This window comes from Ralstonia sp. 24A2 (genome assembly GCF_051783885.1).
In the GTDB taxonomy this organism is placed as follows: domain Bacteria; phylum Pseudomonadota; class Gammaproteobacteria; order Burkholderiales; family Burkholderiaceae; genus Ralstonia.
In genome coordinates this window covers 1,263,202-1,279,025 of sequence record NZ_JBPVZD010000002.1, presented here as the reverse complement: position 1 = coordinate 1,279,025, position 15,824 = coordinate 1,263,202, and the positions used below count along the sequence as shown (strand labels likewise).

General features: G+C 62.8%; 15 protein-coding genes and 1 tRNA gene. 5 read left to right on the top strand and 11 right to left on the bottom strand.

The genetic code is table 11. The annotated features are described in order from the left end of the window. Positions 1–10: 10 nt before the first annotated feature. The 8 genes from ACS13N_RS10890 to recA all read right to left on the bottom strand — a co-directional run bounded on the left by ACS13N_RS10890 (position 11) and on the right by recA (position 7,091). Positions 11–505: a pilin gene (locus ACS13N_RS10890; RefSeq protein WP_438931673.1), complete on the bottom strand. Its 495-nt coding sequence runs from the start codon at positions 503–505 to the stop codon at positions 11–13. A 258-nt stretch (positions 506–763) separates the two neighbouring features. After that, entirely contained in the window at positions 764–1,285 is a 522-nt protein-coding gene (locus ACS13N_RS10885; protein WP_438931672.1) for a pilin, read from the bottom strand. Between the two features lie 184 nt (positions 1,286–1,469). Beyond that, positions 1,470–2,168 (bottom strand): TerC family protein, encoded by a 699-nt coding sequence (locus ACS13N_RS10880; RefSeq protein ID WP_438931671.1) that lies wholly within the window; start codon positions 2,166–2,168, stop codon positions 1,470–1,472. 171 nt (positions 2,169–2,339) lie between these two features. Next, positions 2,340–3,221, bottom strand: coding sequence for a succinate--CoA ligase subunit alpha (sucD, locus tag ACS13N_RS10875; RefSeq protein ID WP_009239052.1), 882 nt, complete (start codon positions 3,219–3,221; stop codon positions 2,340–2,342). 85 nt (positions 3,222–3,306) lie between these two features. Continuing rightward, positions 3,307–4,473, bottom strand: coding sequence for an ADP-forming succinate--CoA ligase subunit beta (gene sucC / locus ACS13N_RS10870; RefSeq protein ID WP_426397114.1), 1,167 nt, complete (start codon positions 4,471–4,473; stop codon positions 3,307–3,309). 66 nt (positions 4,474–4,539) lie between these two features. Beyond that, on the bottom strand, positions 4,540–5,166 hold the full coding sequence (locus ACS13N_RS10865) for a DUF2889 domain-containing protein (RefSeq protein ID WP_438931670.1): 627 nt from the start codon (positions 5,164–5,166) through the stop codon (positions 4,540–4,542). A 287-nt stretch (positions 5,167–5,453) separates the two neighbouring features. After that, positions 5,454–5,933, bottom strand: a complete 480-nt coding sequence (recX, locus tag ACS13N_RS10860) for a recombination regulator RecX (protein ID WP_438931669.1) — start codon at positions 5,931–5,933, stop codon at positions 5,454–5,456. Positions 5,934–6,029: 96 nt separating this feature from the next. Then, on the bottom strand, positions 6,030–7,091 hold the full coding sequence (gene recA, locus ACS13N_RS10855; protein ID WP_438931668.1) for a recombinase RecA: 1,062 nt from the start codon (positions 7,089–7,091) through the stop codon (positions 6,030–6,032). 282 nt (positions 7,092–7,373) lie between these two features. Here recA and ACS13N_RS10850 point away from each other — a divergent pair, with 282 nt between their 5' ends. From ACS13N_RS10850 to ACS13N_RS10830, 5 genes are all read left to right on the top strand, one after another. Next, the gene (locus ACS13N_RS10850) at positions 7,374–8,081 is read left to right on the top strand and encodes a response regulator (protein WP_438931667.1); all 708 of its coding nucleotides are present in this window, start codon (positions 7,374–7,376) and stop codon (positions 8,079–8,081) included. Beyond that, on the top strand, positions 8,074–9,633 hold the full coding sequence (locus ACS13N_RS10845; protein ID WP_438931666.1) for a sensor histidine kinase N-terminal domain-containing protein: 1,560 nt from the start codon (positions 8,074–8,076) through the stop codon (positions 9,631–9,633). The genes ACS13N_RS10850 and ACS13N_RS10845 overlap by 8 nt, the downstream gene beginning before the upstream one ends. Then, entirely contained in the window at positions 9,630–9,935 is a 306-nt protein-coding gene (locus ACS13N_RS10840; RefSeq protein ID WP_438931665.1) for a DUF4212 domain-containing protein, read from the top strand. The genes ACS13N_RS10845 and ACS13N_RS10840 overlap by 4 nt, the downstream gene beginning before the upstream one ends. A gap of 199 nt (positions 9,936–10,134) precedes the next feature. Then, complete coding sequence (locus ACS13N_RS10835; protein ID WP_438931664.1) at positions 10,135–11,838, top strand: MFS transporter; 1,704 nt, start codon at positions 10,135–10,137, stop codon at positions 11,836–11,838. 61 nt (positions 11,839–11,899) lie between these two features. After that, positions 11,900–11,976 (top strand) — tRNA-Met (locus ACS13N_RS10830). Positions 11,977–12,063: 87 nt separating this feature from the next. Here ACS13N_RS10830 and ACS13N_RS10825 read toward each other — a convergent pair. The 3 genes from ACS13N_RS10825 to ACS13N_RS10815 all read right to left on the bottom strand — a co-directional run bounded on the left by ACS13N_RS10825 (position 12,064) and on the right by ACS13N_RS10815 (position 15,778). Then, the gene (locus ACS13N_RS10825; protein ID WP_438931663.1) at positions 12,064–12,981 is read right to left on the bottom strand and encodes a PilZ domain-containing protein; all 918 of its coding nucleotides are present in this window, start codon (positions 12,979–12,981) and stop codon (positions 12,064–12,066) included. Between the two features lie 254 nt (positions 12,982–13,235). Further along, positions 13,236–14,210, bottom strand: coding sequence for an alpha/beta fold hydrolase (locus ACS13N_RS10820; protein ID WP_438931662.1), 975 nt, complete (start codon positions 14,208–14,210; stop codon positions 13,236–13,238). Then, entirely contained in the window at positions 14,207–15,778 is a 1,572-nt protein-coding gene (locus ACS13N_RS10815) for a flavin-containing monooxygenase (RefSeq protein ID WP_438931661.1), read from the bottom strand. The genes ACS13N_RS10820 and ACS13N_RS10815 overlap by 4 nt, the downstream gene beginning before the upstream one ends. Between the last annotated feature and the right edge of the window lie 46 nt (positions 15,779–15,824).

Here is a 15,824-nt window from a genome sequence, read left to right as displayed (position 1 = left end):
CAAAACCAGCTTAGCGGCACTCAGCCGGAGCGTACTTGCTCTGCAGAGTCGCGGTTGCCGGGGCAGAAGCGGACCCTGCTGTCTGGCAGATCCACTTGATCGGGGCAGCAGGCGGCGTGCCGGCCTGCAGAGGGCCACTTGCCGTCGGGGTGAGAACAATAGCGTTGGCACCATTCGGGGCGACGTTCGTATTGTAGGTGACCGTAATAGTGCCAGTAGCAGGTGCGATGCTGATGGAATTCACGTTCTTGAGCGATCCAACGGCCGGCGCTGTGTAGCCCGACGACAGATCGTTCGGAGTAGCATTGGCGGCGTTGTCAGCCACAGTCACCTTGGCTGCAGCAGCCAACGACAGACCTTCCGCCACACGAGCGCGGATCGTGTAGTCCTGATAGGCCGGAATGGCGATAGCAGCCAGAATACCGACGATCGCGACCACGATCATCAGTTCGATCAGCGTGAAACCCTTTTGGACACGCTTGTTCAGACGACGCATCGATTGCATGAATTTTCCCCCGGAAAAATTTGGTTAAGGATGATGCGGGGCTAATAGAGCAGGGACCGTGCCAGCCCATTTTGCTTATTTTTGCGGGAAAAACTGACGCGATCCGCTGTCATGGCTACCTCTCTCGTGACAATTTTTGGCATCAAATGACGTATTTGGTCAAATAAGTGATATTTGCGTCACAAATCAACGTAGATACTCTGTAAAAAGAGAAGCGCCCGAAGGCGCTTTGATTTGAGGGGTGCCCCCGTCGCTTGTTCAGCGGCACTCAGCAGGCGCGTACTGGGGCGGCAACGTGGCCGCTGATACCGTCACGGTGGGTGCCGGCGACTGCTTCCCCGCCGCTGAACAAACCCAGGCGACAGCATTCGGTGGCGGCATATTGGCCTGCAGGTTTGCAAGCGGCGATGACCCGCCTCCTGAGTAGGGGGTGAACACCAGCGTATACGCGTTGGCTCCACTCACCGCAGAGGCGTACGTGATGGTGATTTCGCCATTGCCTCCATTGATATTCAAGCTACTTACATTCTTACTGGCAGGAATTGAGGCGGAGCCCGCCGATAGACTGCTCTGCGCGTTGGCAACGTTTTCCACGACCAATGCCTTGGCCTGAGCAGCCATCACCAACCCCTCCGTCACCCGCGACCGAATCGCGTAGTCCTGATACGCCGGAATCGCAATCGCCGCCAGAATCCCGACAATCGCGACCACGATCATCAGTTCGATCAGCGTGAAGCCGCGCGCGCGACGCCTTGTTCCCGTGCTGTGCTTGAAGCCCATGACCTCTCCCCAAAAGGCATTTTGTTGTGGGAGGCCACAGTGCAGGGACTATGCCAAGGCACACACTGCGTTTCCGGGCGAAAACTGGCGCACTTTGACGGGAATTCGAACGCGAATCTGACCGTTCTTGACAGAATTCTGGACAGATCGCGTCATCACCTACTTTCGGGGGGAATCGTTCGGATTAGGCCTGCCGCAACGTCCTGCGGCTGAGCCACCAGCCCACGGCCACCACGAGCAGTGCGCCTGCACAGCCGATCACCATGTCCGCGTATGGCAGCGAGTGCGCAAACCAAGCCGCATCCACCGGATCGCTGACGAGCATGTCGCCGGCCAAGTAGCCAAGCAGCGCGGCGCCCAGCGTGACGATGATCGGGAACCGCGCCATCAACCCCACCAGCAGCGTGCTGCCAAAAATGATCAACGGAATCGACAGCCCGAGGCCGAGTACGAGCAATAGAAACGTCGTACCCGGCGGCCCCTTCTCCGCCGCAGCGGCTACGGCAACGACGTTGTCGAGCGACATCACCAGATCCGCAATCAGGATGGTCTGGACAGCCGGCCACAGGCCATCGCGTTGCTTGCGGCCGTGCGCGTCATCGTCATCCGCTTCGGCCAGCAGCTTGATGCCGATATAGACCAGCAGCACCGCACCGATCGTCTTCAGATACGGCAACGCCAGCAGCTTGACGGCCAAGATCGTCAGCACGATACGCAGCACGATGGCGCCGGCGCTGCCCCAGAAGATCGCCTGCTTCTGCTGCCACTGCGGCAGGTTGCGCGCAGCCAGCGCGATGACGACCGCGTTGTCGCCCGACAGCACGATATTGGTCAGGATGATGGAACCAAGCGCGAACCAGAACGCGCTGGACGTCAGCAGCATGAATGTTCCCGAGAATCTTTTTGTTGGAGAGGGATAACAGACAAGAGACCACGTCTTTGCTTATACACAGGTCGTGCACGGCGCGCATGTTGCATCGCTCGCAAACCGTCGCGCCCAAACAAAAACGGGAGGCCAAGCCTCCCGTTCTCGCACAACCTCAAACCTTGCCGATTACAGCATCGCCTTCAGCAGACGCGCCATTTCCGACGGGTTCTTGGTAGTCTTGATGCCGCATTCTTCCATGATGTCCAGCTTGGCTTGCGCGGTGTCGGCACCGCCCGAGATCAGCGCGCCGGCGTGGCCCATGCGCTTGCCCGGAGGCGCGGTCACGCCAGCGATGAAGCCCACCACCGGCTTCTTCATGTTGTCCTTGATCCAGTAAGCCGCGTTGGCTTCGTCCGGACCGCCGATCTCACCGATCATGACCACGGCGTCCGTTTCCGGATCGTCGTTGAACATCTTCATCACGTCGATGTGCTTCAGGCCGTTGATCGGGTCGCCGCCGATACCAACGGCCGACGATTGGCCCAGGCCCAGCGCGGTGAGCTGGCCCACGGCTTCGTACGTCAGCGTGCCCGAGCGCGACACCACGCCGATGCGGCCCTTGCGGTGGATGTGACCCGGCATGATGCCGATCTTGATTTCGTCCGGCGTGATCAGACCCGGACAGTTCGGGCCCAGCAGCAGCGTCTTGCTGCCGGCCTTACGCATCTTGTCCTTGACCATCATCATGTCGCGCACGGGGATGCCTTCGGTGATGCAAACCACCAGATCCAGTTCGGCCTCGACGGCTTCCCAGATTGCATCAGCGGCGCCTGCGGGCGGCACGTAGATCACCGACACGGTTGCGCCGGTTTGTGCCTTGGCGTCCTTGACGGTTGCGTAGATGGGAATGCCTTCGAAGTCTTCGCCGGCCTTCTTCGGGTTCACGCCGGCGACGAAGCAGTTCTTGCCGTTGGCGTAGTCGCGGCAGCCGCGGGTGTGGAACTGGCCGGTCTTACCGGTGATCCCCTGGGTAATGACCTTGGTGTCTTTGTTGATCAGAATCGACATACTGTAATCCTTTTATGCAGCGAGCCGCGCCGTCATGTTCAACGGGCGCCGCTCGCGTTCGCGTATGGTTGGGTCAGCGGGCGGCTTACTTGCCGGCGGCTGCGGCCACGACCTTCTCGGCGGCCTCTGCCATCGTGTCAGCGGCGATGATGGGCAGACCCGAGTCAGCCAGCATCTTCTTGCCGAGGTCTTCGTTCGTGCCCTTCATGCGCACAACCAGCGGCACCGACAGCGACACAGCCTTCGCCGCGGCGATCACGCCTTCAGCGATCACGTCGCAACGCATGATGCCGCCGAAGATGTTGACCAGGATGGCCTTCACGTCCGGGTTCTTCAGCATCAGCTTGAAGGCTTCGGTCACCTTCTCGGTGGTGGCACCGCCGCCCACATCGAGGAAGTTGGCCGGCTCGCCGCCGAACAGCTTGATGGTGTCCATGGTGGCCATGGCCAGACCGGCGCCGTTCACCAGGCAGCCGATGTTGCCGTCCAGCGAGATGTAGGCCAGGTCGAACTTGGAAGCTTCGATTTCGGCCGGGTCTTCTTCATCCAGATCGCGGTAAGCCACGATTTCCGGGTGACGGAACAGCGCGTTCGAGTCGAAGTTGAACTTGGCGTCCAGGGCGATGACCTTGCCGTCGCCGGTCAGGATCAGCGGGTTGATTTCCGCTTGCGAAGCGTCGGTTTCCCAGAATGCCTTGTACAGGCCTTGCAGGGCTTGGCGGGCTTGCGCGATCGAAGCATCCGGCACGCCGATCTTGCGGGCGATGTCGTCAGCGTCAGCGTCGGTCAGGCCGGTCGACGGTTCGATGATCAGCGTGTGGATCTTTTCCGGATGCGATTCAGCGACTTCTTCGATGTCCATGCCGCCTTCGCTCGAGGCCATCAGCGCGACCTTCTGCGACACACGGTCCACCACCAGCGACACGTACAGTTCCTTCTTGATGTCCGCGCCTTCTTCGATCAGCAGGCGCTTGACCAGCTTGCCTTCCGGACCGGTCTGGTGCGTCACCAGCGTCATGCCCAGGATGCTGCTGGCGTATTCCTTGACCTGGTCCATGCTCTTGGCAACCTTCACGCCGCCGCCCTTGCCACGGCCACCCGCATGAATCTGTGCCTTCACGACCCACACCGGGCCGCCCAGGGTTTCAGCAGCCTTGATGGCCTCGTCGACCGAGAAGGCCGGAATGCCGCGCGGAACCGGCACATTGTATTTGCGCAGGATTTCCTTGCCTTGGTACTCATGGATATTCATGCGTGTTTCCTTTGCTAGGCAGAGTGAGTGTGATGAGTGTTGAAAACGCGAGCAGCGCGGTGCCCTTCAGGACGAGGGCTCGGGCGACAGCTCGGTGGGTGGCGGTTGGATCTTGGCTTCGGGCTGGTAGGCATACCAGCGCGGATAGTGCTTGCGGACCACCTCGCCCTCGAGATGCAGAGCGTGGCAGCCATGAAGTTGGTAAGGCGGCTGTTCGCCGGGCTCGATCGGCCGGAGGTCGTTGGAGTTGTCTCGTACCGGAAAGACATCGCCCGCAAAGGCCTGGATGGCAGCGGTCGGCAGCACGCCACACAGCTCGGTCAGGTGCGTACAGCCCGCCACGCCGCCAAGTCTCTCACGCGAGGCCTTTCGAAAACCCTTCATCAGGTTCAGGCCGATGAGCTTGCGGTAGGCCGGGCCGATCGTGTCGCAGTGTGTGGGATACGGCACCCAATCGGAGCACGCTTCGGCATCGACGACGTTCATGCGGGTGTCGATGGTCACGCGCAGCCACAGGTCGTGCAGCGGCTGGCCTTCGGGGCGGATGCCACCACTGGCCAGCGGGATATCGCGGGGCTTGGTGTCGGTCAGGCGCGCTTCGATGTCCCACAGACCGTCTTCCCGCAAATAGGCCTCCACCGTGATGGCACGGCGGTGGCGCATAACGCGCGGGACAGGAGCAGACAGAGGCATGGACCAGACAGACCGATAGGACCGATGGAGGCGGCGCACGCGGATCTCGCGCATCGCCTACGGGACGTATGCAGCAGCACATCAGCCGCCACACACGAACACAACCGCCCTGCAACCGAAGTAGAGGACGGTATCAAAGCCGTGGATTTTAACACGTCGTTACGACTGTACTGCGTCGTATGCTGCAATGCAGTGCTGGAAGGGTTGCAACGACCAGTCGAGGTGCAACCTGTCGGATTGGCACGCAAGCGGATTGTCTGCGTAAATTGTTGAGAGATCGCCGACGTTCAGTCGGATTCGTCACTGTCGCCCAGCAATTCATCGGCGCCCGAGATGATGCGCGAGACCACTGAGCGCGAGAATCCGCGCGCCATCATGTAGCGGACTTGCTTGGCGCGTTCGGCCAGATCGGCCGGTGGGCGCCCGAAACGCTTGTCCCATAGGGCCTTGGCTCGGGCGGCTTCGGTGCTTTGCAGTTGAGCCTTGACCTCACCCAACGTTTCTTCGCCGAGTTGGTGCGTTTTCAGCTCCTGCATCAGCCGGGCGGTACCGTAGCGGCCCGCGCGGCGGTGCACCATGCTTTCGGCAAAGCGCGTATTGGACAGCCAGTTCTCACCCTCCAACCAATCCAGCAGCGCGTCCACCTCCTCCGCAGATTCGGCGTGCGGCGCCAGCTTACGGCGCAGTTCAGTGCGACTGTGTTCGCGCCGGGAGAGATAGCCCAGCGCGCGCGCCTTGAGTGACAGCGGTTGACGCGGCAAAGCCATGCGGTTTCATGCTCCAAAGAAAAACGCCCACCGTTGGGGGACGGCAGGCGTATGAAGCTCGATAGAGCCGCCGATCTGCGCCGGCGGCCAACCCAATTACTCTTCCTCGACTTCCGCTTCGACCGCCACAACGGCGCCCATCGGCGTCACGCCCAGTGCCTCGCGGACCTTGTTCTCGATGTCGCGAGCCAGGTCGGGGTTCTCACGCAGGTATTCGCGGCAGTTGTCGCGGCCTTGGCCGATGCGCTCGCCGCCGTAGCTGTACCAGGCGCCCGACTTTTCAACGATCTTGGCTTCGACGCCCAGGTCGATGATTTCGCCCTCGCGCGACACGCCCTGGCCGTAGAGGATGTCGAAGATGGCCTCGCGGAACGGCGGCGCCACCTTGTTCTTGACGACCTTGACCTTGGTTTCGTTGCCGACCACGTCGTCGCCCTTCTTGATCGAACCGATGCGGCGGATATCCAGACGCACCGAGGCGTAGAACTTGAGCGCGTTACCACCCGTGGTGGTTTCCGGCGAGCCGAACATCACACCGATCTTCATGCGGATCTGGTTGATGAAGATGACCATACAGTTGGTCTTCTTGATGGTGCCGGTCAGCTTGCGCAGCGCCTGGCTCATCAGACGGGCTTGCAGGCCGGGCAGCGCGTCGCCCATTTCGCCTTCAATTTCAGCCTTCGGCACCAGTGCGGCCACCGAGTCGATGACGATCAGGTCGACCGAACCCGAACGCACCAGCGCGTCGGCAATTTCCAGCGCCTGTTCACCGGTGTCCGGCTGGGAGATCAGCAGGTCCGGCACGCTCACGCCGATCTTGTCAGCGTAGGTGACGTCCAGCGCATGTTCTGCGTCGATGAACGCGCAAGTGCCGCCCAGCTTCTGCATCTCGGCAACCACCTGCAGCGTCAGCGTGGTTTTACCAGACGATTCCGGACCGTAGATTTCGATCACGCGACCGCGCGGCAGGCCGCCGACGCCCAGCGCCACATCCAGCCCCAGCGAGCCGGTAGACACGACCTGGACCGGCTCCACTTCGGCATCGCCCATCTTCATGATGGAGCCCTTGCCGAACTGCTTTTCGATCTGCGCGAGCGCGGCAGCCAGCGCCTTCTGCTTTTCTGCGCTCATCGTGGCTGCCTTCTTGCCGTCTTCCATGGTCGTCCTTCGTGCGATTTGGTGTATAAATGGGCCGCAAGGGCCGATGATTCCTGCGTTTGTTCGCAACAGCAGATCAGCTGCACGGCCTGACGCTGGAACCAATCTTGATACTTTAGCGCCGCCAAGACTACAGCACCGCGAGTTCGGAGTACTGTATAAAAAACCAGTGGTTTTGACAAGTCTCCAGCGCAGCGATTGCGCAACAACACGCGCGAAAACAATGTAGCGGGCGGAATGGGCCGGTCAGACACCACGCCCGAGCATCGCGGGGAGACACGCATGCGCATCCTGATTGCCGAAGACGACGCCACCTTGGCCGACGGTTTGACCCGTTCGCTGCGTCAGGCCGGCTATGCCGTCGACCGGGCCGAAGACGGGGCCGCCGCTGATGCGGCGCTTGCCACGCAAACGGCCCAGACCTATGACCTCCTGATCCTAGACGTGGGGCTGCCGCGCCTGTCAGGGCTGGAGGTGCTCCGTCGCCTGCGTTCGCGCGGGGCCATGCTGCCGGTGCTGATCCTGACTGCCGCAGACAGCGTGGAAGACCGCGTCAAGGGCTTGGACCTGGGCGCCGACGACTACATGGCAAAACCCTTCGCACTGTCCGAGCTGGAGGCGCGCGTACGCGCGCTGGTACGGCGCGGCACAGGCGGTGGCGCTACGCTCGTCCGGCACGGCCCGCTGGCGTTCGACCAAGTTGGCCGCATCGCCTATATCCATGACCAGATGATCGACCTGTCGGCGCGTGAGATCGGACTACTAGAGATCCTGCTGGCGCGCGTGGGCCGGCTGGTGTCGAAGGAGCAGCTGGTCGACCACCTGTGCGGCTGGGGCGAAGAGGTCAGCAACAACGCCATCGAGGTATACGTCCACCGCTTGCGCAAGAAGATCGAGGTGGAGGGCATCCGCATTGCCACGGTGCGCGGGTTGGGCTATTGCCTGGAGCGCGCTGCCGCCCCCGCCAACTCTGCCGCCGCCCATGGCTGATCGGCTGGCCTGGCCGTGGCGTCGCCACCGGATACCGCGCGCACCGCGCCCCGGCGTTGCGCCCCAGGCTGACGACCGCGACCTCGCTGATACCCTCCCCCATCTCGAAGACGACGCCACCGGGCGGGTCGCCCGATCGTTGTTTGGCGAGATTCTCGACTGGATGCTCGCGCCGCTGTTGCTGCTCTGGCCGATGAGCATTGCGGTGACATATCTCGTGGCCAAGTCCATTGCGAATGCGCCCTACGATCGCGCGCTGGAATCAAGCGCCATCGTACTCAGCCAGCAACTGCGCGAGGTGAACGGGCGCGTAACACTGCAGTTGCCGATCTCCGCGCGCGAGATCCTGCGCGCGGATGAGACCGACAACATCTACTACCAGGTGCTTGGTGAGAGCGGCGAGTTCGTCTCGGGCGATCGCGACCTGCCGCTCCCCCCGGAAGAAGACGCCAATGCTGGCAGCCTCGTGCAATTGCGCGACGACCATATCCATGGCGCAGAGATCCGCGTGGCGTATACGTTTGTGCAGCGCCCCGGCATGACCGGCGGCAAACCCGCGCTGGTGCAGGTGGCGGAAACGCTCGACAAGCGTGCGCAACTGGCCAACGAAATCATCAAGGGCGTGATCCTGCCGCAGTTCGTGATCCTGCCGTTGGCGGTCATTCTGGTGTGGTTTGGGCTCACGCGCGGGCTGGCGCCGCTCAATGCGATTCAGGAGCGCATCCGCGCGCGCAACCCGGGCGATACCAGCCCCATCGACGAAGGCGCGGCACCGCAGGAGCTGACACCGTTGGTGGCATCGTTCAACGACCTGCTCGGGCGGCTGGAGCAATCCGTGCAGACGCAGAAGCGTTTCATTGCCGATGCCGCGCATCAGATGAAAACGCCGCTAGCCGGCCTGCGCATGCAAGCCGAGCTGGCCCAGCGCGAACAGTCGCCCGACGAGTTGCGCCGCACGCTCGCTCACATCGCCGACAGCTCGGACCGCACGGCACACCTCGTCAAGCAACTGCTCTCGCTGGCGCGCATGGAGAACATGGGGGCGACCGACGGCATGGTGCCGCTCGATATCTGCGCACTGTCGCGTCAGGTGGTGGCCGACTGGCTACAGAAGGCATGGGCCAAGCAGATCGACCTCGGCTTCGAAGAACCCGGCCCGCCGGTCATGACCTCCGGCAACGCGACGATGCTGGCCGAGATGCTCAACAACCTGCTCGACAACGCCATCCGCTACACGCCTGACGGCGGCCATGTCACGGTGCGCGTGACCACGGCACCGTTCGAGCCATTCGTCTTCATCGACGTGGACGACACCGGCCCCGGCATCCCCGTGGCGGAGCGTGAACGCGTGATGCAGCGCTTCTATCGCATTCTCGGCACGCAGGCCGAGGGCAGCGGGCTGGGCCTGGCCATCGTGCGTGAGATCGTGCAGCAGCACGGCGGCGACATCGAGGTGCTCGATAACGTCTACCAGACATCGCCACGGGTGGCGGGCGCGCGCTTTCGCATCACGCTGCATCGCTGTGCACCGGATGGGGAAACCACCGCATGAGCATCACGCCCGGAACGCCTGCACGCCGACGCTGGATCGCCAACATGCGCTGGATCGCAGCGCTGCTGGGGGTGTGGTTTGTCGTCACCTATGTGGTGGCGTTCTTCGCGCGCGATCTGTCGATGCGCGTCTTCGGTTGGCCGTTCGCTTACTGGGTAGCGAGCCAGGGCGCGCCCATCGTCTATGTGCTGATCACCGTGTTGTACGCATGGCGTACCAATCGCGCCGCGGATGCTGCATCGCAAGATGACGAAGCATCGCGGCAGGAAGCCACTGAACCCACTCCCCCGCCTTCCATTTGATGCGTTGAAGCAGTGAATTGCGCTGCAACGCAACGCGCACATCTTCGTGTATACCCCGACGAAATTGCCCTGTTGACGGGGTGTTCGTGTCAGAACGCAGTAAGTTTCGCTTTCCACAATCGTTCACAATTCCGCGGGCGGTTGCTTTGCGTTGTCATGTCCATGCCCAGCGGGACGACCTACGAAAACAGGAGACAACATGGCAACCGTGCAAAGTGCACCGAACGCGCCCGCCGGGCGTGTCCAGCCTGCGCCCATGACGAAGGAGGAGAAGAAGGTCATCTTCGCCTCGTCGCTCGGGACGGTGTTCGAGTGGTACGACTTTTATCTCTACGGCTCGCTGGCGGCAGTCATCGCCAAGCAGTTCTTCTCGGGGCTGGACCCCACGGCGGGCTTCATCTTTGCACTGCTGGCGTTTGCGGCGGGCTTCCTGGTGCGCCCGTTTGGTGCGCTGGTGTTCGGCCGCCTGGGCGACATGATCGGGCGCAAGTACACCTTCCTGGTCACCATCGTCATCATGGGCTCGTCGACATTCATTGTCGGCTTGCTGCCCTCTTACAGCACGATTGGCGTGGCTGCACCGATCATCCTGATCGCACTGCGCATGCTGCAAGGCCTGGCCCTGGGCGGTGAGTACGGCGGTGCTGCCACGTATGTGGCCGAGCATGCGCCGCACGGCCGTCGCGGTGCCTACACGTCGTGGATCCAGACCACGGCCACGCTGGGCCTGTTCCTCTCGCTGATCGTCATCCTGGTGGTGCGCGAGCTGACCGGCAAGTCGTTCGACGACTGGGGCTGGCGTATCCCGTTCCTGGTGTCGATCCTGCTGCTCGCCACCTCGGTGTACATCCGTCTGTCGATGAGCGAATCGCCTGCGTTCCAGAAGATGAAGGCCGAGGGCAAGACCTCCAAGGCCCCGCTGACGGAAGCCTTCGGCCAATGGCGCAACCTGAAGATCGTGATCCTGGCGCTGATCGGCCTGACCGCCGGCCAGGCTGTGGTGTGGTACACGGGCCAGTTCTACGCGCTGTTCTTCCTCACGCAGGTGCTGAAGGTGGACGCGTTTACGGCCAACGTGCTGATTGCGGTGGCGCTGGCCATCGGCACGCCGTTCTTCGTGTTCTTCGGTTCGCTGTCGGATCGCATCGGTCGCAAGAAGATCATCCTGGCCGGTTGCCTGCTGGCGGTGCTGACCTACTTCCCGCTGTTCAAGGCGCTCACGCACTATGCCAACCCGGCGCTGGAGCGTGCCCAGCAGACTGCGCAGATCACCATCACGGTCGACCCCAAGGAGTGCTCGTTCCAGGGCAGCCCGATCGCCCGCGAGGTGGACTTCCGCTCGTCGTGCGACATTGCCAAGCGCACGCTGGCGCAATCGTCGGCCAGCTATGAGACGGTGGAAGGCCCCGCCGGTACCGTCGCCTCGGTGACGATCGCCGGCAAGCAGATCGCCTCGCTCAACGCCACCCGCACGGCTGACGGCCAGAGCTTTGACGCTGACAGCAAGACGAAGATCGCCGACTTCAAGAAGCAGGTGGCAGAGTCGCTCAAGGCCGCCAACTACCCGACCAAGGCCGACCCCGCCCAGATGAACACGGTCATGGTGCTGGTGATCCTGGTGATCCTGGTGATCTACGTGACCATGGTCTATGGCCCGATCGCAGCGATGCTGGTGGAAATGTTCCCCACGCGCATCCGGTACTCGTCGATGTCGTTGCCGTATCACATCGGCAACGGCTGGTTCGGGGGGCTGCTGCCGACCATCTCGTTCGCACTCGTGGCGCAGAACGGCAACATCTATCACGGGCTGTGGTACCCGATCTGGATCGCGGCCATCACCTTCGTGATCGGCATGCTGTTCGTACGGGAAACCAAGGACGTGGACATCTACAAGAACGACTGAGCAACATACTGGATCAAGGGGCTTGACAGATTCACCGAAGACTGTAGAATCTCGTTTCTTCGGCGAATTAGCTCAGTCGGTTAGAGCGACGGAATCATAATCCGCAGGTCCGGGGTTCGAGTCCCTGATTCGCCACCAGATGTAAGAAAAGCCGCTGCTCCGCAAGGATCAGCGGCTTTTTTGTCCGTGCGATTTGCGGCACCGCATGCCGACGCGCACTGCCCGCTATTCCAGCGCAAGGCTCTCCAGCACGAAGTCTTTGATGTCGCGCCGCGTCTCCTCGGGCATGCGGGAGAACTCCAGGCCGTAGACAAAGCGCTCACCCTCCTGCCGGCGATTACGCACCTCGACGAATACCGTGATGGGACGCACGCGGTGCTCGATGGCCAAGTCCACTCTGAGCCGCGCGGTGCGGCCGACGATCAGGAAGTCTTCCTTGGCCGAAACGCCCGCGCCGGTGGTGCTCACATTCTCGACCACCACATCGACGGCCGCGCGCTGATACTCGCCTGAGGACAACTCGCCCGGAAACGCCGTGGTCACACGCTGATGCTTGCGCACGAGCGCCTGCGCAACGGCCTCCGGATAGCGCAGGAAATAGCAACCGAACGGCCCCACGGCCTCCGGCAGCAACGCGGTCGGAAATTTGAACAACCGCGATCCAGTGAAGAGCCGGGCGTCGTACTGCACGTCCTGCATCAGCGCAGGGGCGTTCTCATGCGCCACACATTGCACGATCAACGCTAGCCCGGGAATCACACCCACCAGTTCGACGCGCAGCACATCCTTCGCGCCACCGGTCGTCAGGTGGAAGAATTCCACCTTCTGCGTGAAGTTCGGCAGCGATGACGGCTTGGTGAGCAACGCGTCGGCATCGCCACTCGGTGCAGCATCCTCGGCTTCCGGCTCGCTCACTTCCGGCGACGGATGTTCTTCTGCGGCCGCTACATGAACGGGCTTCAGCCCGAACCTTCCGGCATGCACCGTGTTGCGCCGATAGCCGAGACGGTACAGGCGCATCAGCAGAATGTCGGACGTGACCACCTGGCCCTTCTGGAGAAGCAGGGCACCGTCAGCGTTGTAGATGGCGAAGTCGATAGGCCTGTCAAGCCGGAGATCGCCGGAAGCGAGCTTGATGAGCATGGTTGTTCTTGACGAGGGTTGCACGCGGTTGCGTGGCCGCGAGGAGTGTGCCGCGCACGTCGTTCGGGTGCGATACCCCTTGCGCAGGGGACGCGACCACAGGCCGCAAGAAATGGCAGGGCTCCGGCGTTTAACGGCAACTCCAGGTCGAACTTTGGCGAGTGACCCTAGGGGCACTCGTCCCGACGGCAGCCAAAACAATAAAGCCCCGCATCGACGGGGCTTTCTGCTGTTCCAGCGCTTCGGCTGTGCGTCTATCCGGCAAGCACTGCGGGCTGCGCCGGCGCGGATGCCGGTGCCGCAATCCCCATCACCCAATCTGTCGTCAACGCGGGCTGCGTCACGGGCAGCATGTGGCCACCCGCCACGACGCGCAGGTTCACGCGATCGAGCTTCTGCTTGAGCGCTTCGCCCTGGCGCTTGTAGTTGAGGATGCGATCTCCCTTGCCGTACAGGACGTCCACCGGCACCGTCATCGATGCATACCGACGCTCCATGTCCGGCAGATCTTGCGGCGCGGACACCAGGTCGGACGACGCGGCATAGAACACGTGCGGACGCAGCCCCAGCAGGCCACCGCCCTTGAACGGGAAGTTCTGCGGCATGGACTCGGGCGCAAACACGGCCTCGACGGCCTTGCGTGAATTGATGATCGACATCGGAATCGCCAGCGTCCACGACACCAGCCGGCGCGCCAGCGGTGACGGCAACACGAGACCCCTGAATGCGCCCGGCGGTGTGCTTTCCGCATGCGTGAGCGGTGCAATCAAGGCAAGCCGGCGAATGACTTGCGGGTCGTTGAGCCCGACCGCCAGTGCTATCGCGCCGCCCAGCGAATGCCCCACCAGCACGGGCTTGTCCAGGCCGAGCTTTTCAATGCATCGCGCGATCGTGCGTGCCTGCGCGTAGACGTTGGCGGGAGACGCATCACCGCGCAACGAGCGCCCCGACCCCGGCCGATCGATCAGGATCACGCGATGCGATTGCGCCAGCCGCTCCAGTTCCAGATACGCGAAGTTGCGCAGGTTCCCGCACAGGCCATGCACGAACACGATGGCCGGGCCGCTGCCCTGATCGACGTAGTGCACGCGATCCCCATCGATATCGATGAACTTGCCCTCCGGCGGAAACCCCTTGGTCACGCGACGCGCGGTAACGAACGTGAACGCCGCCGGTACGGAGATCACCGCAATCAAGATGGCGACGGCAGTCAGGATGGTGCTGATCACAAGGCCCCCGAGGTGAATGAAGCGGTTTGCTCTGCGCCGACCGGTTGCCCACGGCGCTCGAACTGCATCGCGCTGTCGGCAAGCGACCCGAACTTGAGCATCATCAGATCGCGCGCGTAGTTCTGATACGACTTCCAGGGCTGCTTCGTGCCCTGCTTGGGCAGGATGGTCGCCGCGCGCTGGATGTAGCCCGAGGTCAGGTCGACGGCGGGCTCGCGGCCCATCGCTTCATCGTCGAGCCGGGGCACGCAAACGTCGTAGCCATGCGCCTGCATGTGGTTGAGCAGCCGGCACACGTACTGCGCAATCAGCTCGGCCTTGAGCGTCCACGATGCATTCGTGTAGCCGAACGAGGATGCCAGGTTCGGGATACCGCTGTACATCATGCCCTTGTACGACACCGTCTGCGACAGGTCGACAGGGCGCCCGTCGATGGTCACCGATGCGCCGCCCAGCACCTTGAGCTTGAGCCCGGTGGCAGTGACGACCACATCCGCGTCCAGATGCTCGCCGCTCTTGAGTTGCAGGCCGGTGGAGGTGAAGCGTTCGATCTCGTCGGTGGCGATGGACGCGCGGCCCGAGCGGATCGTCTTGAACAGATCGCCGTCGGGCACCAGGCACAGGCGCTGGTCCCACGGGTTGTAGCGTGGCGTGAGGTGCTTGCGCACGTCAAAGTCCGGTCCGATCTGCTTGCCGGCCATGCGGATGATGAAGTCTTTGAACGCGCGGGGCTTACGGCGCGCCAGGCTGTAGAAGTACATCGTCAGCAACACGTTCTTGGTGCGCACGAGCCGGTGCGCGAGCCCGGCAGGCAGCCAGCGGCGCAGCGAGTTGGCCACGGCGTCCTGCTCCGGCCGCGACACGATATACGTAGGCGAGCGCTGCAACATCGTCACGTGCTGCGCGGTATCGGCCATGGCGGGCACCAGCGTGACGGCGGTCGCGCCGCTGCCGATGACCACCACGCGCTTGCCCGCGTAGTCCAAGTCCTGCGGCCAATGCTGCGGATGAACGATGCGGCCCCGGAACTGGTCCATCTCGGCCCAGGCTGGTGCATGCCCTTCTTCGTAGTCGTAGTAGCCGCTGCACATGTAGAGGAACTTGCACGTGTAGTGCAGCTCTTCCTGCCGATCGCCGTCAGTGCGCAGCACGCGCACGGTCCAGCGCGCAGCAGCCGAATCCCAACTGGCGCCGGTCACCTTGTGCTGGTACCGGATCGTCTTGTCGATGCCGAACACGCGCGCCGTGTCATGGATGTAATCGAGAATGGTCTGGCCGTCAGAGATGGCCTTGTCGCTATGCCACGGGCGGAAGCTGTAGCCGAGCGTGAACATATCGGAGTCGGAGCGGATGCCGGGGTAGCGAAACAGATCCCACGTGCCGCCCATCGTCGCGCGGCTCTCGAGGATGGCGAACCGGGCCGACGGGCAACGCTCGCGCAGGTGGTAAGCCGCGCCCACGCCGGACAGGCCGGCACCGACGATCAGCACGTCGAACTCCGTGTCCGATCCTGCCACCCGGCTGCGAGGCGGCGGCGCAGTGGCTGCCCTTTCGATCGTCGTCTCCATGTGCTCTCCTGGTTGGCGGCCCGGCGACGGGCTTGGCAAACTTCGC